The sequence below is a fragment of the Elusimicrobiota bacterium genome (assembly GCA_041660925.1).
Classification (GTDB): Bacteria; Elusimicrobiota; Elusimicrobia; order UBA1565; family UBA1565; genus JBAZUV01.
The window spans coordinates 152,274-174,554 of sequence record JBAZVI010000008.1 but is presented as its reverse complement, the minus strand read 5'-3'; the positions used below and the strand labels follow the sequence as shown (position 1 = coordinate 174,554).

Here is a 22,281-nt window from a genome sequence, read left to right as displayed (position 1 = left end):
TGTGAGAAGCTGCGTCCAGCGCTTCCTGTCGCACCTGCGCGCTGCCCGCAACCTCTCCGAGCACACCCTCCGGGCCTACCGCTCCGACCTCGCCGAGTTCGAGCGCTTCTGGGAGGCCCGCGGCTGGGGCGCGGAGGAGCCCTCCCGCCTCGACCGCCAGCGCCTGCGCGTCTGGCTCTCCGAACTCTCCGGGCGGCCCATCCGCCGCACCTCCGTCCTTCGCAAGATCGCCGCGCTGCGCTCGCTGGTGCGCTGGCTCATCGAAGAGGACGTCCTCCGCCGCGACCCCTTCCTCAACCTGCCCATGCCGCGCCGCGAGGGGCGCCTGCCCCGCTTCCTCAGCTCTCCCGAGACGGAGTCCCTGCTCGAGAAGGGGGCCCCGGGGGACCGCCTCCTCGACCTGCGCGACCGCGCCGTGCTCGAGCTCTTCTTCTCGAGCGGCCTGCGCCGCGGCGAGCTGGCCCGGCTCAACGTAGGCGACGTGGACTTCGTCGGCGGCACCGTGCGCGTCTTCGGCAAGGGCTCGCGCGAACGCGTCGTCCCCGTCGGACACGCCGCGCTGCGCGTCCTGCGCGCCTACCTCGAGGCCCGTCCCGTCGGCGGGCCTGAGCGCCGACGGGACGGCGCGAGAGGAGAAGGGCACGCGCGCCGACCCGGCGACGGGCTCGTCGGTTCGAGCCCTCTCTGGCTCAACGCGCGGGGGGGGCGGCTCGGCGAGGGCTCCGTCGCCCAGGTCGTGCGCCGCGCGGCCCGCAAGGCGGGCCTCCTCAAGGGCGTGACCCCGCACGCGCTGCGCCACAGCTTCGCCACTCAGATGCTCGGGCGCGGCTGCGACGTCCGCACGCTCCAGGAGATGCTCGGCCACCGCTCGCTCTCCACCACCCAGGTCTACACCCACGCCACGCTCGAGGGGATCCGCCGGGTCTACGAGAAGGCGCATCCGCGGGGAGCGCCGGCGCGCTCCCCCTCACCCCCCGATACCCCCTCTCCCGCACGGCGGGCGAGGGGGACCGAGAAGGAGGATGAGTGAAAGATAAGGTGGCTCTCCTTATGGAGGAGACGGGCTGCGACCGGGCCGAGGCCGAGCTCGCGCTCGAGCTCTGCAGCTACGACCTCCAGAGCGCGGTGCAGGCCGTCCCGCGCCTCTTCCAGAACATCCTCGTGCTCAAGGGGCGCCTGCGCGCCCGCCACGAGTCCCTCTACGGGCTCTGGCTCGCCATCCTCAACCTCAAGGACCGCTCGCTGCTGCGCGCCCGGGCCGTCGTCTCCTACAACCCGGCCGTCTACACCTGCGACTTCGACGCGCACTGGTTCGACTTCGAGGGCCGCCTCTACGCCTGCCGGCTCTGGGCGGGGACGCTCCAGGACCTGAGCCAGGAGGCCGAGCGGCTCCTGGCCGGCTTCTTCGATTCCTCCGAGGCGGCCCCTTTCTTCTCCGAGAAGCCGAAGCTCGGGGCCGCGGAGTTCGCCCGCCTGCAGAACGCCCTCGCGCCCCGGCTCGGGGAGGCCGAGGTCCAGGCCCGGGCCGAGCTCCTCGACATGGGCCAGTTCCAGGAGGTCCTGCCGGCGCCGGGGGCCCGGAAGACCGAGCCCCGCCGCGCGCACCGGCCGCCCCCCGGGGGGGCCTCGGCGCCGCTGGTGCTGCGCATCGCGCTCGAGCCCGCGCCCGAAGGGGTCCCCGCCGGGGAGCTCAAGGCCGGCGACCTCGTCTACACGACCATCACCGACGGGCGCGACGTCGCGCAGTACCTGGCCAAGCTCATCAGCACCCGCGTCGGCGAGGGTTCCGCGCCCCTGCCCGCGCCGGTGGAGGCCATCGAGCGCGGCCGCAAGGGGGAGTGCCACCTGCGCGTGCGCTTCTCCGCCGGGCTCTGCGGCGACGTCACCCTGCCGCCGGACGTCCGCATCAAGGTCACTCGCCGGGGCGCTCGCTCGCCCTGGTGGAAGCGCATCTTCGGGGGGTAGCCGGGAATCCCCGGAGGGGATTCTCGGCGGGGTTAGGATGAGGAGTTCCCGCCAAGGGAAGGAGTTCTTTATGGGTTCCGCAGGGCTTGTGGTCGTCGGGGCGCAGTGGGGAGACGAGGGCAAGGGGAAGATCGTCCATTGGCTCGCCTCCCGGGCGCACACCGTCGTGCGCTATCAGGGCGGCAACAACGCCGGGCACACGGTGGTCTTCGGCGGCAAGAAGTACGCCCTCCACAGCGTCCCCTCCGGCATCCTCGTCCCGAACTGCCAGGCCCTCATCGGCAACGGCGTCGTCCTCAACCTGGGCTCCCTGCGCGAGGAGGTCCGCGGGCTCGAGCGTTCCGGCATCCGGGTGCGCGGGCGTCTGCGCGTGAGCTCGCTCTGCCACCTCGTGCTGCCGCATCACATGCACCTCGACGCCCTGCGCGAGGAAGGCGGCGCCGGCGTGGGCTCGACGAAGCGCGGCATCGGCCCCTGCTACGAGGATAAGGCCGCCCGGCTCGGCATCCGGGTCTGCGACTTCCTCGACCGGTCGCTCTTCGAGGAGCTCCTCGAGAAGGTCCTGCGCGAGCGCGAAGGCGAGCTCACCCGCGCCGTGCCGCTCAAGACGGCCCGCGCCGAGGCGCTGGAGGGCTACGAAGGCCTGCGCGCCTTCCTCAAGCCCCTGGCCGCCGACGTCTCGCTGCTCGTGTCGGACGCGCTCGACGCCGGGCGTCGGGTGATGTTCGAGGGCGCCCAGGGCGTCATGCTCGACGTGGACCACGGCACCTACCCCTTCGTGACCTCCTCGAGCCCCATCGCCGGCGGCGCCTGCGTCGGCGTCGGCGTCGGCCCCACCCGCATCCGCGGCGTGCTCGGCGTGAGCAAGGCCTATACGACCCGCGTCGGTCTGGGCCCCTTCCCGACGGAGCTCGAGGGGACGGTGGCCCGCTATCTGCGCGAGGCGGGGGGGGAGTACGGCACCACCACCGGCCGGCCGCGCCGCATCGGCTGGCTCGATCTCGTCCAGCTCCGCCAGGCCCTGCGGGCCGGCGGCATCGACCGGCTCGCGCTCACCAAGCTCGACACCCTCGCCGGGGTCCATCCCCTGCGCGTGTGCGTCGCGTACAAGGTCCGGGGCCGCAAGACGACCGAGTTCCCCTGCGCGCGGCGCGACGCGTTCGAAGCCGTGCCGGTCTATGAGGACTTTCCCGGCTTCAGCGGCGGTTTCGAGAAGGCGCGGAGCTTCGCCGCCCTCCCCAAGGGCGCGCGCGACTACGTGCTCGAGATCGAACGGCGCCTGGGCGTGCCCATCCCCATCGTCTCCATCGGCCGGGACCGCGAGCAGACCCTCCTGCGCGGTCCCTTCCGGTGGCCTTCCTGAGGAGCGGATCTTGAGTCCGACCTCCCGCAACGCCCCCTGTCCCTGCGGCAGCGGCCGCAAGGCCAAGGACTGCTGCAGCAGCGGGAAGGGGGCCGCGGCCGGGCCGGACGCGGCCGCGGATTCTCCGCTCCTGCGCGGGGGCCTCCTCGCCGCCTTCGTCGCCTTCCTCCTTTGCCGTCTCTACTTCAAGATCTGGGACCCCGACCTGTGGTTCCATCTGAGCATCGGCCGCTACATCGTCCAGCACGGCCTCATCCCGCATGCGAACCTCTTCTCCTGGACGGACCCTGCTCAGCCCTGGGTCGTCCATGAGTGGCTCTCGCAGGTGCTCTTCTACGGGGTGTACTCCCGCTTCTCCGCCGGGGGCGTCCTCCTTCTGAGGATGACCGTCTTCCTGGCGGTGTTCGGCGTGCTCCTGCGCTCGGTCCGCCGTCCGGGCTGGGAGCTCCTGAACATCGGCGGACTGGCGGTGGCCGCGCATGCCGCCGCCATGCGCTTCAACGACCGGCCCGAGATGTTCAGCGCCCTCTTCATCGCCGTGCAGCTGCTCGTGCTGGAAAGGAGACGCCGGGGGGAGAAGGCTCCGCTCTGGGTGATCCCGCTCATCCAGGCCCTCTGGGCGAACATGCACGGTTATTATCTGCTCGGCATCGCGCTGATCGTCCTGTACTGGGCGGGAACGGCCTGGAGCGAGGGCCTGCGCCGCTCGCGGGACCTCGCGGTGCTGGCGGGAGCCGCTCTCCTCGCCTGCCTCGCGAACCCGCGCTTCGGCGCCTGTCTCCTGCACACCCTCCGCAGCGCCCGTCTCTCCATGGAGGCGAACATCCACGAGTTCGCTCCGACCTTCTCGAGCTGGGCGGACTTCCGGGAGACGGGCTGGTTCGAGATCGAGAAGCTGGCGGTCTGGCTCCCGGCGTTGTGCCTCCTGTCGAACCGCCGGCGCGTCCCCGCCGCGCACTGGCTGGTCTGGGCGGCGTTCCTCGGCATGTACCTCCGTTCCCAGCGCAACCTGCTCTTCATCGCCGTGCTGGCGTTTCCCATCGCTCTGTGGAACCTGCGCGAGGCGCTGGAGGAGTGGGTCGGCGCGCATCCGTCCTTCGCGCCGCGTCGGCTGAAGCCCGTCCTGGGGGTTCTCCTCGCGGGGGCCCTCCTCTGGAGCGCGCAGGATTTCGCGTCGGGCCGTTTCTATCGGAGAGGAGGATACTTCCTCGCGCCCGGGACGGGCTTCTCCTCCCTCCATTCTCCCGTCGGAGCGTGCGACTACGTCGTCGACGCGGGGCTCCAGGGGCCGGCCTTCAACAACTACGTCGCGGGGAACTATCTTCTGTGGCGCTTCCCGGACCGGAAGGTCTTCATCGACGGACGGGGGGTGGAGGCGTACGGCCGCGCGTTCTTCTCGTCGTACTGGGACATCGCCGGCGGGAAGGTCCCCCTGGCGGCGTTCACGGCGCGCTACCCCGTCCGCTACTTCCTGATCGACCCCTTCCAGGACCCCGGCGTCGTCCCGCTTCTGCGCGCCCTGGGGCGCGACCCGGCCTGGAAGCCCGCCTATATCGACCATGCCGGCGTGGTCTTCGTCCCCTCGTCCGATGAGAGGCCGATGACGCTCCGGCGGCCGGGAGGCGCGGGAGGGTCGCGCGAGCCGCGGCAGCTCGTCTGGGAGCACTACAACCTCGGCTCGATCCTGCTCTGGCTGGGGAAGGACGCGCTCGCGCAGAAGGAGTTCTCCGAGGTGTTCCGGATGGAGCCGGATTTCAGCACATGAGCGCCGCGAAGAACGCCCCCTGTCCCTGCGGCAGCGGACGCAAGTTCAAGAGCTGCTGCATGTTCCGCGCGCCGGAGTCGTCCTCGCCGGAGGGGGGGGTGTCCCGGTGGGCGTTCAGGGCCCTTTTCGGGGCCCTGGCCGTCGTCTATGTCCTGGCGCTGCGCAGCTACTTCGTCGGCTACTTCAACGACGACGCCTTCTATCTCATCGGGGCGAAGTCCCTGCTCCAGGGGCGCTATGTCCAGCTCCACGCCCCGACCGAAGCGGCGTTCATCCAGTACCTGCCGGGCTACCCCCTGCTGCTCGCCCCCCTGCTCGCGTTCTTCGCGGAGACGTCGGTCGTCCTCCAGCTCTACTCGATCCTGCTGCTCTGCGCGGCCCTCGTCCTGCTCGAGCGGCTTTGGCGCGCCTCCTCCTCCTCGGGGGTCCGCTTCGCCGCGCTGGCGCTCTTCGGCGCCAGCCCGATCGCCGTCTCCCTGTCGGGCGCCGTGCTCGCCGAAGGGCCCTATCTTCTCTGGACGGCGCTCGTCTTCACGGCGCTCTCCAGGGTCTGGGAGAGGGACGATGCGAAGACCTGGCTCCTTGTCGGGGCGCTGGCCGGCTACGGCGCCCTGCTGCGTCCCAACGGGATCTGTCTGCCCGTCTCCGCGGCCCTCGCCCTGCTCTTCTCCGGCCGGTTCCGCTCCGCCGCGGTCTGTCTCTCCGCCGGGCTGGCGCCCGTCGGCGGCTTCTATCTGCGCAACGTCTTCCACGCGGGGCTCGGGACCGTCTACCTCGGAGAGCTTCGGGCGCCCTTCGCGGGAGGGGAGGCGGGGCTGGCGCAGGCGTGGACGCTGGTCGGCGGCAACGCGTGGTTCTACCTCCGGGCCGTGTTCGTGAAGGTGTTCCTCTCCTGGCCGGAGCCGTTCGCGAGCGGAGTCCTCGGCGCCCTGACCGTCGCCGTCGGCGCCGCGGCGGCTCTCCGGGGTGCCCGTCGGGAGGGGGAGGCCGGCTGGGAGCGCTGCGCCCGCATCCATGTCGCGCTCTACGCCGCGGTCCTCCTCGTGTGGTTCAAGCAGGCGCCGAGGTATCTGCTCCCGATCCTGCCCTTCGTCTTCCTTTACCTTTTCCGCGGGCTGGAGTCGTGGACGCGCAGGCTGCCGGCGCGGGCGGCCTCCTCCGTGCTCTGGGGCGCGCTGGCGGCGGGACTCCTGCTCTGCGCCCCGCTGAACGTCCATCACCTGCGCGCCTCGCTGTACTGGGCGACGCCCGTCAACACTCCCGCGCTGAACACCTTCCGCTGGATCCGCGAGAACACGCGCCCCGACGAGGTCTTCGCCGCGGAGATGCAGGGACGGCTCTACCTGTACACCGGGCGACGGGGCTGGCGGATCCCGAAAGTCGAAGCCCCGCTCGAACTCGCGCGCTGGGCCCGGGGGTCCGGAGTGACCCGCATCCTGTCGGCCTCCGCGGACGCGTCCATGCCGACGGTGACGCGGACGGCTTCCGGTGAGGCCCTGGCTCAACCGCTCCTCGAGAGGCTCCTCTCCGACTCCCGCTTCTTCGAAAAGGACTTCACGGACGCGAGGGAGCGGACGGCGGTCTACCGGGTGCTGCCGTAGCCGCACGCCCGCGCTCATCGACGAGAAAACAGCTCTGAGCGAGGCGTTTCGGGTTTGGGTCTTGACAAATCAAGCGCCGGGGTTATACTAGTCGGGAAGGGAAGTTGCAGCGACAATGGCAAACCCGCACCTGAACAGGGTGCGTGCCGGACCTCAGAGCATCGAGGATGCGGCACGGCGCGAGCCGGGGGCGCAAAGCCAAGGGGCGTCACGGACGCAGCCCGGCTGCCGAAAGCAGCGGACCTGGCACGAGAAAGATTTGGCCCGGCCTCAGCTTGCTATCTTCGGGATAGAGGGGTAAGATAGTTGGCGAGGCCGGGCTCCTGTTTGGGCATGAAAAACATGGACGCCGAGAAGAACGCCGGCAAGCTCTGGGTGCTTTTGGGGCTTCTGGCGTTTTGTCTTATCGCGGCCCTCCCGCTGTTCGCGAGCCCCGTCGCGGAGGCCGCGGACGACGGGATCGAGTTGCGCGACATGTATAACCGGCCCGTCTCGCGCGCCGCGCTCGGCCGCGAGTTCCGCGCGGGCCAGCGCGCGCTCCTGCGCGAGGCCTCCCTGTCCAGCCGTGCCGAAGGCCGTCTCCTCGACCTGCTCGAACGGGGGGGGGTGCTCGACAGCGCCCTGAGGGTCCCGCACACTCCGGCTCCCGCACGCGACGCCTCCTCCGCCCTGGCCCCTTTGCGCGAGCCCCGGGTCCAGGCCGTCGTGCCGCCCGCGCCGACCGTCCTGCCGGTCCGCGCCGCCCGCGCCGAGCCCTCCCTCTCCGCCTTCCGTTCGCCGGACGCCCGCCTGTCTCTGCCCCTGCGCTGCTGAGGCCCGAGGCCTCCCCGGGCCTCCCGGCCCGGTCCCGCGCCCATCCTCGCCATACGGCATCGCGCCGGGCGCGCTCCCGAAGGCACGCACAGCCCCAGGGACAAGCCGCAGGACGACGCAAAAGCGTAACCACTATGCCACGCCGAGGCCTTATCATTTGCGCGCACGCGCGTATGGTAACGATCGCCCGATTGTTCCTCCTGGCGACCCTGGCCTCGTCCGTCCCCGTCCGGGCGGAGGAGCCCTCGGCGTCTCCCGTCGTCCCGGCGGCTGCGGCGCGGTCCGCGGCCCAATGGCGTCTCCTCGCGCGCGACCTCGCCCGCCCCCAGGGTCCGGAGCGCGCGGCGGCCGAGAAGGCCGTCGCCGGCCTCAAGGACGCCGACGTGAAGGCCCTGGTCGGCGCCATGCGCGGGGACCGCGACCGCCTCATCGCGGGGTCCATCCTCCACGGCATGGGCCGCCGCGCGACGGCGCCGCTCTTCGGACTGCTGGACGACCCGGACCTCTCCGTGCGCGCCGCCGGCCTCGTCGTCGACGCCGCCGGGCCCGGCATGGTCGAGGACGCCCCCCGGCTCCTCGCCTGCCTGCGCGGCCGCTCGGACGTGCGGCTCTACTGCGGCCAGGCCCTCGTCAAGCTCTCCGGTCCCGCGGCGAGGAAGCACGTCCCCGCGCTCGCCGAAGCGCTCTCCGACCCCGACGCCGACGTCCGCGCCTACGCCGCGACGGCGCTGGGCCTGGTGGGGAAGGGCGCCTCCGGGGCGAAGACGGCGCTCCAAGCCGCGGCGAAGGACGCCGACGCGTCGGTGCGCGCGGCGGCGAAGACGGCGCTCGGGAGGCTCCGTGGCTAACGGGACCTCCCGCCGTCCCGTGCTCCTGGCCGCGGGGCTGCTGCTCCTGTCGGCGCTCCTCTCGGCGCCCGTGCGCTCGGCCGTGCGCGTGCTCGGCACCGGCGGCTCGAGCGCGGGCTATGCCGGCCAGCACAACCTCATCTACGTCCCCGGCGTGGGGTACTGGGCCTTCTTCCGCATGGCCATCCCCTCGGACCGCGCGGTGTGGCGCTTCTCGAGGGACGGGCTGGACTGGAAGGGCCGGGACGAGAACGGCGTCTGGGGCGACCAGGCCGACGTCTTCCCGTTCCTGCAGATCGCGCCCGACGCGGCCTGGGGCAACCCGAGCATCTGGTACGCGCCCAACCTCAACCGCGTCTACGTCGCGGCCGCCGACGCCAACGTCAACATCGGCGGCGGCGGCTCGCTCGTCAGCGGCCGCGCCAACGACACGACCGGCAACAAGCTCTTCCTGCGCTGGGGCACGCTCGGCGCCGACGGCTCCATCACCTGGAGCCCCAACGGCATCCGGCGCCAGAGGATGGCCATCCGCGCGAACACCTGCCAGAGCGTCGAGAGCGGCAGCTCCCAGACTTGGGACCCGATCGCGCAGAGGACGGCGCTGGTCGTCTACTCGAGCGCGGCGGTGAACAACGACCAGGTCATGCTCTTCGCGGACGCCAACCGCAACCTCGCCGCCCTCGACGGCATGGGCACCGTCGTCCTGACCAACCTGTCCCGGGACGCCACCGACTACCTGCCGGGCGGCGCCTCTCCCGACCCCATGCACATCTACACCTACTGCAACGAGGTCACGGCCGGCTCCTCCGGCGTGGATATGTCGCTGGACACCCTCTCGCAGCCCGTGGCGGTCCCCGTCCTTCCCAGCGGCACGATCCCGCAGACCCTGTTCCTCTCGCGCCTCGACAACATCTTCGGCGACAACGGAAACGGGCAGGACGCGTCGTACCTGCGTCTGGACCGGACCCGCTATCATGTCACGCCGGCCGCGATCGAGATGGGCGACGCCACGAACACGGGCGTCAACCCCGACACCGTCGGCACGAACCCGCCCTACCTGATGGCCAACATCGACCAGCAGGACGGCTACAGCGCCTCCGCCGTCAACGAGGTCAACAGCGACTATGTCCACTTCGTCTACATCAACAACAACGGCCGGGTGACCTATCGCCGCCGCACCGCTCCGGCGACCTTCAGCACGATCACCGAACTGGACACCAGCGGCACGGGCGGCGTGGGCGCGCTCCCGCTGCTCTACCCCGAGGTCGGCATCACCTATCCGAACACGGCCTCGGTCGCCAAGCAGCTCTACTTCTTCTGGGTGAACAACAACCAGGACACGATGCGCTACATGGTCTGCGGCAGCACCTTCACCGGCACCAACCAGTGCACCGCCATCAAGACCTTCGTCACCGGCGCCGACCTCGCCTTCCCCAAGCTCGGCTTCTGGGGCGAGGCGAACGACCCGATGCCCATCATGTGGAACGACACGAACAAGGTCTACTTCGACAAGGTCATCACCTCGACCTTCCCCATCCCCACCGTCACCGTGCGCACCACCGAGCAGCTCTCCGCGCGGGACGCCTTCCTTAGTAGGCCCACCTTCGACCTCACCTTCACCGGGACCAACCTCGGCTACGGCATCATCCCCGCGCAGGGGAAGGTCCCGAAGTTCATCCTCCTCAAAAGCAGCGAGTCGCAGACCGAGATCGCGAGCACCTTCACTTATGTGAGCGACACCCAGTTCCGCGCGACGCTGACCCTTTCCACCTATGTGGCCGCCGGCTTCGACTACGACCTGCGCCTCATGATGCCGGACGGCCAGGAGTATCCCTCGCGCTACGACAAGGACCGCGCCCTTACCTCCGACGACCCGCTGTCGCTGGCCATCAACCCGCCGAGCATCACCAGCGTGGGCGACCTGGACCCGGGGACCAACGGCTACGTCTCGGGCGGCTCGATCCTGCGCAACGAAGGGACCGAGGGGATGTCCCGTTCGCTGCGCATCGCCGGCAGCGGCTTCATGAACTGGACCGGCGAGACGACGGCGCCGCTGAGCAGCGCCACCATCCGCCTCAATTTCATCAACACGGGCACAGGCCTCATAGAGCCCGACATCGCCGTGACCTCCATGACCTACTTCGGGGCCACCGGGGTCACGGCCTTCCTGCGCATCTCGACCGCGGCGGCGGCGGGCGCCTACACCATCGAGCTGGCCAACCCCGCCTCGGGCTACTCGCTGAGCGCGGCGAACACCTTCTACGTCACCGTGCCGACCGCCACCATCACCTCCCCGCCGCCCGGCGTCAGCCTCGGCTTCGACGTCATCCGCGGCACGGTGGGCTTCAACAACGTCGGTCAGTCCACCATCTCCGCGGCCGACGTGCGCATCATCAACACCCAGACGGGGCAGATCTGGAACGGCTCGGCGTTCCTCGACGCGTCGTCGTTCCTGACGCCCGAGACCATGTGGATCCCGGCCCAGCTCTCGGCGAACGCCACCGCCTACTGGCTGCGCAAGAGCGATCCCGGCGGCTTCGACGGCTTCACGGCGGGAGCCGATGGTCCCTACGAGATCGCGGTGCGCGGGCGCACCAACGACGGCGGCATCGGCGACCCCTACCGGACGGGCTTCGTGAGCACCTGCGCGGTGACCCTGGACCGCAACGCCACCACCATCAGCGTCCTGCGACCCGTGGCCGGAGCCACGAACACCGTCAACTCCATCGCGGTGGAGTTCAGCGACCTCGGCACCGGTCTCTCCACCGGCAAGCTCATGGTCCAGGACGCCACGACGAACCCCTCCGACCCCACGACCTGGGTCGCCTTCAGCACCGCGGGCAACAAGGGGCCCGTCGGTTGGCAGATCTGGATGTCCACCGATGCCACGGGCTCGCCGCAGAGCGTGTTCAGCCCGCCCCAGGTCGGCGAGACCATCGTCACCATCGACGGAACGGCGGGGGGCGGCACCAAGATCAAGCTCCCGGCCTGGGAGAACGGCCACCGCTACCGGCTCTCGGCGTTCGCGGCCGACGCCGCCGGCCACCAGGTGGACCAGTCCACGAAGGGGACGAGCGGGTACACCACCTTCATCTACGACATCAGCTGTCCCACCCTCACGCTGACCTCCCCCGCAGGGCTTTCCGACACGCGTGCGGGCGCCACTTGGGTGCGCAGTTTCTCGAGCATCGGCGGCGACATCCAGGACAACGTCGCCGATTCCTACGACCTGCCCCACATCTTCTCGCGCATCACCGAGGTCGATGCGGTGGGCACGCCGCTGCGCTACCTGCGCCCGAACGACCTCGCGCTCGTCAGCGCCGGCGGCGCCGACCCCGAGGCGATGTGGAAGGAGGTCGTGGTCTCGCTCGTCAACCCCATGGAGGACAAGTCCTGGAGCTGGGACTTCACCGGCGCCGCCTTCCAGGACGGCCTCATCTATAAGATCGAGAGTTACGCGTCGGACTCGGCCGGGAACTCCACCGGGACGAACACCGGGCCTCGCTACACGAAGTACCTGCGCCTCGACCGCACGGTGCCGAACATCCTCCAGGTCAAGATCAGCACGAAGGGGGTGACCTTGGCCCAGGACACGAGCGTTCTGCTCGACACGAGCTCCACGGTCGGCCTCTGGAACTCCTCGAACCCCCTGACGAGCATCCGCCTCTACCTCAACGACGGCACCGGCTCCGGCATCAAGGTCGCCTCCTACACCCTGACCTACAACGGCTCCTCCGGCAACCGCCAGTACAACCCCTTCGACGTCGCCAACGCCTCCTGGACGAGCCAGCCCGGCCACATCCTGCTGACCGCCGGCACGACGAGCTCGTACGCGGTGGCCTTCGCCTCCGCGGTGCCCTGGATCAACGGGCGCGACTACTTCTTCCATGCCCTCATCGAGGACGTCGCCGGCAACCAGACCGCCTGGGACTGGGGATTCATCTTCGACTACTCCGCGCCGATGCTCGACAGCAACGCGGACCTCAAGACCGACTTCAGCGTCAGCTCCGGAACGACTTTCGGCGGCCCCGTCGTCACCCTGCCCAACAACTTCACCGGCTACGTCGTCGACGAGCCCAACGTCATCGGCGCGCAGGTCGCCGGGGTCAAGGAGGTCCGCATCGGGGTCCAGCGCCAGAGCGACTGGAAGTGGTATCAGGAGCCGCCGATGAACTGGCAGGCCTCGCGCGCCGACCTCGCGGCGACGAGCATCGTGGGCACGACCTGGAAGCTCGACCCCCTCGGCGCGACGGGCGGCGACTTCTGGAACAGCCGCTCGACCGACACCTTCTACGTCTACGTCTGGGCCTTGGACAACACCAGCGCCACCTACGTCAACCAGACCTCCTCCATGACGCTGGCGACGGTGTTCCAGTGGGAGACGCAGGCCCCGACCTCGACGCTCATCATACCGCTCGAGGACACCTGGTACTCCTCGCACACGGGCTACAGCCTCCCGGTCATCATCAGCACCGCCGTCGACCAGCCGACCACGGGCCTGGGCTGGGGCACCGACACCTCCTGCTCGATGAGCGGCGGACCCTCGGGCGGCTGGCCCGGCGGGGCGCCCAACGTCTGTCTGGAGGAGGTCCAGATCGAGGACAGCGACGACACCCAGTCCTGCTGGGGCGGCACGTCCTTCGACAAGACCTGCGTGCAGGAGGCGTCCTGGCTCCCGATGTCGGTCACCCTGGGCAGCTACACCTACAGCACCGACATCGGCGTCGCGGGCAAGCTCTGGGAGTCGCTCATTACCGGCCGCAACTATCGCGTGCGCGTGCGCGGGAAGGACGCGGCGGTGGACTCCGGCTTCACCTGGAACCCCAACAAGGAGAGCCCGCCCACCATCATCAAGGCGCAGTGGAACGCGGGCTACCGCTCCACGCGCTTCTTCAAGGTGGACAAGCAGGCTCCGTCGACGGCCGTCACCTCGCCTCTCAACAACTCCCAGGTCACCGGCGTGCCCAGCATCACCGGCAACGCGAGCGACACGCACGCCGGGCTCGGCAAGACCTTCGTCGCGATCTGCCAGGATGACGGCGCCGGGAACCCGGGCACGAACATCTGCCTCACGGACCCCAGCGGCGGCTCCTTCACCGGCGCGCGCAAGTTCTTCGAGGTCTCCGGCGGCGTCTGGACCCTGCCGCTGACGGTGAGCTTCACCCCGAACCAGTACTACCACGTCATCGTCTACTCCTCCGACACCGTCAACAACGTCGAGAACCCGCTCAACGCCTACAGCGACAACAGCAACCACATCCGCTTCAAGTTCACCAACGTCGCCCAGTCGGGCGCGATCCAGACCCCCTCGCCCGCGCCTACGGGGCAGGCCTCCTATCCCTTCTACGCTCCCGCGGGCCTCTCCGCCCTCGTCGGCACGGCCAACGGCGACACGCACGTCCAGCTCCTCATCCAGGAGACCGACGGCTCCTGGGACTTCGACGGCGCCGGCTGGACCCAGGCCTCCTACGGAACCCACTGGATCCCGACCCCGGTCCCGCTCGTCCTCGTCGGCGCCGACTGGAACTACACCTTCCCGACGACCTGGCGCGTCAACCACAACTTCCGCGTCTCCCTGCGCGTCTGCAACAACGTGGCGGTCTGCGGCGCGGCGGTGGACAACCGCACCTTCGTCATCGACTCCTCGGGCCCGGTGAACACGCTCGTCCTGCCGGACGCGGTGAGCTCCGGCTACCACGGCAGCCAGCTCACGGCCCTCACCGTGAACATCAACGACCCGACGGCGCCCGCCCAGGGCGGCAGCCTCGACGCCTCCCAGACCTACTTCCGCATCATCCGGGAGAAGGACAACCGGGAGTGGTCCACCGTCTTCTCGACCTTCGTCACCCCGCCCGGCACGAACCTGCTCGCGGCCGACCAGGGCGGCGGCAACTGGACCTACTACGACGCCAAGCTCACCGACGATTCCCTCTGGGAGAGCGGCCTGCGCTACCGGGTCCGCAGCTACGCGAAGGACAAGGCGGGCAACTCCAACACGAACGCGGAGTCGGACACCCCGTACTTCCGCTTCGACGTGGACAAGCCGACCGCCGCCATCACCTCCCCGAAGTCGCACTCCATCATGAACCTGCTCGGGACCATCCGCGGCACGATGGCCGACTTCGACCCCGTGCTCGGCAACAGCGACTACGACCCCTCCGGCATCGCGGGCGTCGACATCTCCATCCAGAGCCAGCAGAACGGCAACTGGTTCAACGGCGCCAACTTCGGCGAGCTCAACCCCGCCAACCAGTGGCTGTCGGCGGGCGTCGACGTCGTCTACGGGACCTGGAGCTACACGAACGGGAACCTCGACCTCCAGGCGGGCAGCGGCTTCTACACGATCAAGGTCCGCGCGCGCGACCTCGCGGGCAACGTGCAGGCGGAGTTCGCGACCAACGGCTCCTCCTACACCTTCATGGTGGACAAGACGCCGCCCTCCATCTCGGTGACCCAGCCGGCTGCGGCCGCGCTGACCCCGGCCGACGCGGAGACCACGGGCATCCAGGGCGTCTCGCTCGACCCGCTCACCAACGGCACCTCGGCCGGCCTTCTCATCGGCGGCCTGGACATCCACCTCTGGTACCTCCAGGGCGCGACGAGCCACTACTGGAACGCCGTGGACTGGAACAGCGCTACGCCTCCGGACCCGCCGCTCCACGGCAACGGCACGAACTGGGTGCTCGCCCTCAAGCCGCTCGCCGCCGACTACCTGAGCCAGGGCGACCGCACCTTCTTCGTGACCGCCCGCTCCCACGACGCCACGACGCTCGCCGACGGGAACGTCTCCGTCTCCACCGGCAACGCGAGCCGCTGGACCTCGGAGCTCGCCGGCTCGACCTGGAGCTTCATCGTGGACGGCACGCCGCCGGTCTCGACGGTGACCTGGCCGATCAACGGCGGCTACGCGAACAGCGTCTCCTCCATCACCGGCACGGCGAACGCCGCCCTCTCGGGCCTGCAGACGATGTACGTGCGCATCACGACCGACCCCGCGACCGGTCCCGACTGGGACGGCTCCGCCTACTCCTTCGTCGGCGTGCCGAACTGGCGGCAGGCCCACGTCGTCGACGCGACGCACTGGGACTACCCCGCCGGCACTCCGGATACCCTGGCCGGCGCGTTCCAGAACGACACCCGCTACTTCGTCTACTCGAAGGCGAAGGACAACGTCAACCAGAACGAGACGGCGCCGCCCAAGTTCTCCTTCACCTTCGACAACATCCCGCCGACCCTCGCGATCTCGCGGCCGGCCTCCCCGCCGCCGAACGCGCCGTACTCGAACGTCCCGGCCGACCCCGTCCGCCAGCTCAAGCTGGCCTCGGGCACGGTCTCGGACGTCGGCACGCTCGCCTCGGGCGTCGCCGAGGTCTGGATCGCCGTCTCCTCGGGCACTTCCGAGACCCTGTGGTGGAACGCCGCCACCGGCCTCTTCGACCTCGGCAACGCGGACATCCAGTGGACGACGAACGTCTACACCGGCGGCGCCTCCTGGAGCACCTCGCCCGTGACCTGGGCCTCGACCGCGTTCCAGAACGGGGCGAGCTACCGTCTGCACGTGCGCGCCCGCGACCTCATCGGCAACTGGACCAACAACACCGTCAACCCCGCGGCCTCGACGCACTACCAGTACTTCCGCTACGACTCGGCGAAGCCCGCGGCGGTCGTCAACGTCCCCGGCAACAACACGAGCCAGGGCAACTCCTTCACGACCTTCTCCGGCGACGCGACCGACCCCAACGGCGGCGTCCGCTCCGTCTACATGGCCATCCAGCACATCTCCGGCACGGGCGGCCTCATCGGCTGGTGGAACTGGGGCACCGGCGCCTTCGACAGCGGCTTGACGCCCTCCGACCCGCCCGCCTCCCCGGGCTGGGTGATGATCTCCTCGAACTCCCTGTGGGACCAGATGTCGGTGACCTGGTCCACGCCCATCCCCGCGGGCCTGCTGACCTCCTCGAACACCTACCGGGTGGTGAGCGCGGCCTACGACCAGGCGAACAACCCGGAGAACAATCCGCTCTCCGGCGGCAACACCTTCCGCTACGACACCCAGCTGCCCTCCGCCGCGGTGACGGCGCCCGGCATCGACGGCTACTACAACGCGGTCGGTCTCGGTCAGCTCGTCGGCACGGCCGACGACGAGCTCTTCGGCGCCTCGGGCCTCGCGAGCGTCCAGATCCTCCTCAAGCTCGACGCCCTCCAGTACTACTGGAAGGGCACGAACCTCAACGGCGGCGCCCTCGGCGACAACTGGGACTCGGACTCGGTCAACAAGTACAGCAACTGGCAGGGAGTGGGGAGCTCGAAGGATTGGACGAAGGCCTTCCCGACGCTGCCGGCCCCCGACCTCGAATCGCGCCGCTACCGCGTCTGGGTCCGCGCGACCGACAACGCCGGCAACCCGAGCGTCACGCCGACCGACACCCGGCTGGACAACGGCTTCCGCTTCGAGACGGGCCCCGAGCCCGCGCACAGCTTCGTCTACGACAACGCCCAGCCCTTCTCGCGCGTCACCTACCCGCCGACCTACATCGGCCACGCGCCCACGACCATCACCGGGACCTCGGCCGACGACTTCGAGGGCGTCGGCGGCCGCGAGCCCTCGCTCGTCAACGACGTCAAGCTCATCGTCAAGCGCTCCGACAGCTGGTACTGGTCGCTCGCCAGCGGCCTCTGGACCGGCGTGCAGTCGTTCTCGAACGCCAACCGCGTCGGCCTCATGCCCTGGACCTTCACGGGCTTCTCGGGCTTCCAGGACGGCTACAAGTACGACGTCAACGTGCAGGCGCGCGACACGGCGGTCAACCTCGAGAACGCCTACAGCACCTACACCTTTACGGTCGACCTGACGACCCCCGTCGCGAAGGGGACCTTCCCGGCCGACAACGGCTACGCGAGCGTCGCGCTCACCCAGATCCAGGGCACGGCCGAGGACCGCTTCTGCTTCCTCCTCAACCAGGTCGACGCGGCCAATCCGCTCTGCGACCAGCCCACCGGCGGACGACACTTCCAGTCGGGAATCGACGCCTCGAGCGTGACGGTCGCGATCCAGGAGATGGTCGGCTCGAACCTCTACTGGGACGGCGCGGCCTTCTCCGCTTCGCTCCCGGTCTGGTCCACGGCGGCCTTCGTCGGAGACTCGAGCGGCACCTGGACCTACGCCTTCCACGCCAGCGCGCTGACCAGCCCTCGCCAGTATAAAGTCTCCTCGCGGGTGCTCCACGACCGGGCCGGCAACGTGCAGACCGTCATCACGACGACGAGCTTCATCTACGATACGACCCCGCCGACCTCGATGGCGACTTCCCCGAGCGGGTACCAGGCCAACATCTCGGCCATCACCGGCACCGCGCAGGACGACTCGCCCGGCACCCTCGACCACGTCAACCTCGCCATACAGGAGACGGAGTGCAGCGGCAACCCCTGCCACGTCGGCATGTACTGGGACGCTGCCGGCGCGAAATGGGACGTGCCGAAGGTCTGGAACCCCAACGGCGTCATCGGCGCGAACGTGAGCGGCACGACCTTCTCCTGGAGCTACGACGCCTCGGCGGTGCCCTTCGACAACCGCTCGACCTTCACGGTCATCACCCGCGCCGTGGACAAGGCCGGCAACGTCCACGACGAGGGCTCGGGCGTCGAGACGACCTTCAACCTCGAGACTCCGGCCCCCGTGCTCATCCTCACGAGCCCGCCCGGCCCCGACGGGATCAGCTACGTCCGCGGCGCGCCGGTCATCACCGTCATCCAGGGCACGGGCTACAACCTGCGCCAGATCGGCGGCGTGCGGCTGCAGCTCAACCGCCTGAGCGAGCCCGCGAGCTACTGGTACGACTCGGCGGTCAACCCGAGCTGGAACAACGATCCTTCCACTTATACCCCGGTCAACGTCAACATCGGCGCGAGTCCCATGACCTGGTCCTTCACGCTGGGCAGCCTGCTCGTGCCCTACCACACCGGGAACTCCTCCTACTCGCTGACCGTCACCGGCTACAACAGCGCCGGCGTCACCACGGTCCCCATCAACCGCCGCTTCATCGTCGACGACACCAAGCCGGTCGGAACGGTCACGAGCCCGGCGGCGGCGGCCTGCCCGACGGCTCCGGGCGTCGACGCATGTCTCAGCAACCTGCCCGGCCTCGGCGGCGCCCTCACCGACCCCGGCAACGTGGACGCGCTGCCCTCCATCAACACGGCGAAGATCCGCATCAAGCGCTACGACGGCAACTACTGGGACGGCGGCGGCTTCAACGTCTACAACGCCGTCACCAGCGAACTCTCCGTCACGACCACCCCGCTCGGTCTCGGCTTCAACTGGAGCACGGCCACGCTGGTGAACCCCGCGCTGCAGGACGGCGTCGACTACTACATCTACGTGTGGGGCCGCGACAAGGCCGGCAACCAGGAGAGCGTCGAGGGCTCGATGGGACAGTTCCACTTCGCCTACGACAAGAACCCGCCGACGGGCTACCTCCTGCACCCCTCCTCGGGCGAGGTCTACCTCAACCTCGACACCCTCAGCGGCACCTCGGCGGACCCGCCGGGCGCCTTCGGCAACAACATGCGCTCGGGCGTGGCGAGCGTGAAGATCCAGGTCATGTACCCCGACATCAACACCTGCTTCACGGGCACCGGCTTCACGAAGCTCTGCTCCGACCCGACGACGCAGCTTTCCGCCACGGGCCTGACCCCCTGGTCCTACACGAACACGAACCTGACCGGCAACCTGACCTCGGGCGCCACCTTCGTCGTCCTGGCCATCGCGGAAGACGTCGCCGGCAACGCCCAGACGACCTTCGGCATCCCCATCTCGAGCCGCACGGTCAAGGTGGACCTCAACCCGCCGACGGCGTGGTTCGTCCAGCCCATCCACACGAAGGCCTATCGCCCCGCCGACCTCAACGGCGGCAGCGCGCTCTCGGGCGCCGCCTCCGACGCCGAGGCCGCGCTCTACCCCTCGCGCGACGCGCTCAGCGGCGTCGAGTACGTGCTCTGGTATCTGCAGGGTTCGACGAGCTACTACTACATCGCCGCCTCGACGAGCAACGGCACGAAGTTCTCCTCGACGACCTTCGAGAGCGTGAGTTGGCAGGCGGCCAACAGCACCTCCGCCTGGACCTCCTATTTCAACGGCGCCGACTGGCAGTACGACAGGGCCTATCGCGCGAAGGTCCGCGCCCGCGACCGCGCCCGCAACTGGAACGGCGTCGTCGTCGGCAACCTCTCGGTCCCGAGCAACCCGGGCGGCGACACCATCGACTTCACCGTGGACGGCACGCCGCCGGCCTCGAAGGTTCTCACGCCGAAGAACGGCGAGTACATCCAGAACCTGAACACGATCAGCGGCACCTCCAACGCCGACCTCTCGGGGGCCGCGACCTACTACCTGCGCATCACCACGGGCCCCGTCGGCAAGGAGTCGTACTGGAGCGGGGCCGGCTGGGTCCTGGCCCCGGTCTCGCTGCCGGTCAAGATCACGGGCTCGACGGGCACCCTGCTCTGGGAGTACCCGCCCGGCGACGGCATCCACTTCGCGCCCTCCATCATCGAGAACGACGGCACGGTCTACACGGTCGGCTTCCAGGCCAAGGACAACGCCGGCAACCTCGAGGCGGGGAGCACGGTGACCATGGTCCTCGACCGCAACGGCCCGACCGTGAAGATCTCGACGCCGATGCTGGGCTGGCCGGCCTACAGCGCGACGCGCGGGCTGGCCCAGCTCAAAGGCACCTCGGTCGATTCCCCGGCCGGCGTCGACCGGGTCGTGCTCCAGCTCACGCAGACCGACGACGTTCCCAACAAGGTCTGGTACGCGGGTTCGGGCTGGATCGTGGCCGCATCGAGCTATCAGATCGTCAGCGGCACCGACAACTGGACCTTCACGGCCCCGACCTGGCAGGACAACCACACCTATAAGGCGGAGTCGCTGGCCTACGACATGGCGGGCAACCTCTCGGCGGGCGGCGGGCAGAGTCAGTCCGTCATCTTCATCTACGACGTGAACAAGCCCTCGAGCTCCATCACGACGCCGATCAACAACACCTTCTACGGACGCAACACCCTGCCGCAGATCCTGGGCACGGCGCAGGACTGGCATCACGGCGGGACCGAGAGCAAGTCCAACCTCGACCGCGTCGAGCTGGCCATCCTCGACGTCAGCAACAACTACTATCAGGGCACGCAGGCCGGGGGCTTCACGCCGACCCCCAACTACCGCGTCGCCGGCGGCATCGGCGGCAGCACCTCCACGGTGCTGAGCTGGGCCTATCCGAGCGGGACCGACCAGATCCCCTCCTGGGCGCACGGCATGGTGTACACGGTCAAGAGCCGCGCGGTGGACCTCGCCTGGAACACGGAGAACCCCGAGCAGTCGCTGACCTTCACCTACGACGCCTCGGCGCCGACGACGACGCTGCTCTCTCCCGCGAACAACGAATACGTCGCGGCGTTCTCCTCCATCACCGGCTCCTTCAGCGAGCTCGCGCCGCCGGCCGAGTCGGGCATCTCCGCCGTCCAGGTCGCGATCAAGTTCGGCGCGAACTACTGGAACGGCGCGACCTTCAACGCCTTCGACGGCAACACCGCCTGGCGCCCGGCGACGCTCGGCGCCGGGACCTTCACCTTCACCGACGCGACGCTGGCCGCCACGCTGGCCGCCGAGACCGCGCCGCGCACCTATACGGTGTTCCTGCGCGGCGTCGACAACGCCGGCAACGCGAACCGACACCAGTTCTCCGCTCCCACCGGCCCGAACGGACTCTTCTTCGTGGACTTCTTCCCGCCGGTCTCCAACTCCACGCGTCCGGTCGGCGGGCTCATCTATCGCGGCGGGCTCACGCCGCTCGCCGGCCAGGCCGACGACCAATCCGCGCTTTCCCCGCAGGGCGTCGGCCTCAACACGGTCGCCCTCAAGGTCTGCCGCATCACCTCGGCGGGAGTGAAGACCTGCTACAACGGCGCCAGCTGGGTCGCCAACGACGGTCCCTTCTACCTCCAGACCGACCTCTACGGCGGCGCGCAGACGGTCGTCAACTGGACGAGCCAGAACGCCGTGGTGACCCCGGCGCTCTTCCAGGACGGCTACCGCTACGAGGTCGCGACCCAGGCCGACGACGTCAACCTGAAGAACACGGCCGTGACCGTCTCGACCGCCAACTTCCTCGTCGATCGCTCGACGCCGACGGTCACCATCAGCCAGCCGCTGCTGGTCTTCGTCAGCACCGCGGGTCTGGCGATGTCCTCGGGCACCTTCACGGACATCCTGACCGGCGGAAACATGATCAGCAGCGTGAGCTACGTGAGCGTCCAGCTCCAGGACGTCACCCTCGCCAACACCCCGGCGGGCAGCTGCGTCGGCGGCAACCACACGCTCTTCGCGGCCAACGCCTACTGGCGCCAGGGCTTCGGCTGGGGCACCAACAGCATCGCCCAGTATCAGTCCACGGCCACCCTCGCCGGGAACGTCTGGACCCTCACCAAGCTGGCCACCGACTATGTCCGTTCCGACGCCTGCCCCAGCGGCCCCGACGGACGCCGCTACACCCTGCGCGTCGGCGCCACCGACTACGCGGGCAACTTGGGCGTCTGGCCCCTGACCAACACCCAGGTCATCAGCATCCGCTTCGACGGGACGCGGCCGAAGACGGGCGTCTCGAGCCCGGCGAGCGTGGACGGGTCCATCGTCTCCTCGCTCGGGAGCCTCGGCGGCACCTCGGTCGACCCGGTCGTCAACCTCTCCTCCTCGGGCCTGCAGACGATGTGGGTCGCCATCCAGAGCGACGCGGGCAACCCCTCCCCCGACTGCGACATCAGCCATGCCGGCTACTACTGGAACGACGTCATGAACGCGTGGCAGTCGTCGATAGACCCGATCCTCAACCTCGCGTCGCTCGACACGCTCACCGGGAACTGGACCTTCAACTC

Annotated in this window: 8 protein-coding genes (1 of these 8 cut by a window edge); all 8 read left to right on the top strand. The window is 69.4% G+C overall.

Annotated features, from left to right (window positions below; genetic code table 11):
* The first annotated feature begins 1 nt into the window (after position 1).
* Positions 2-1,030 (top strand): tyrosine-type recombinase/integrase, encoded by a 1,029-nt coding sequence (locus WC969_12220; GenBank protein ID MFA6030613.1) that lies wholly within the window; start codon positions 2-4, stop codon positions 1,028-1,030.
* Positions 1,027-1,965 (top strand): hypothetical protein, encoded by a 939-nt coding sequence (locus tag WC969_12215; GenBank protein ID MFA6030612.1) that lies wholly within the window; start codon positions 1,027-1,029, stop codon positions 1,963-1,965. Before WC969_12220 ends, WC969_12215 begins: the two co-directional genes overlap by 4 nt.
* Positions 1,966-2,035: 70 nt before the next feature.
* Positions 2,036-3,328, top strand: a complete 1,293-nt coding sequence (locus WC969_12210; GenBank protein MFA6030611.1) for an adenylosuccinate synthase — start codon at positions 2,036-2,038, stop codon at positions 3,326-3,328.
* 10 nt (positions 3,329-3,338) lie between these two features.
* Entirely contained in the window at positions 3,339-5,093 is a 1,755-nt protein-coding gene (locus WC969_12205) for an SEC-C domain-containing protein (protein MFA6030610.1), read from the top strand.
* Positions 5,090-6,694, top strand: coding sequence for a glycosyltransferase family 39 protein (locus WC969_12200; GenBank protein ID MFA6030609.1), 1,605 nt, complete (start codon positions 5,090-5,092; stop codon positions 6,692-6,694). Before WC969_12205 ends, WC969_12200 begins: the two co-directional genes overlap by 4 nt.
* Positions 6,695-7,027: 333 nt before the next feature.
* Positions 7,028-7,507, top strand: a complete 480-nt coding sequence (locus WC969_12195; protein MFA6030608.1) for a hypothetical protein — start codon at positions 7,028-7,030, stop codon at positions 7,505-7,507.
* A gap of 173 nt (positions 7,508-7,680) precedes the next feature.
* Positions 7,681-8,355 carry a HEAT repeat domain-containing protein gene (locus WC969_12190; GenBank protein MFA6030607.1) on the top strand — a complete coding sequence of 225 codons (675 nt, stop codon included), beginning with the start codon at positions 7,681-7,683 and terminating at the stop codon, positions 8,353-8,355.
* Positions 8,348-22,281, top strand: the beginning of a protein-coding gene (locus WC969_12185) for a hypothetical protein (protein ID MFA6030606.1). The gene runs 21,748 nt beyond the window's last position; 13,934 of the gene's 35,682 nt are visible here — the first part of the coding sequence; its start codon is at positions 8,348-8,350; the stop codon falls past the right edge of the window. The genes WC969_12190 and WC969_12185 overlap by 8 nt, the downstream gene beginning before the upstream one ends.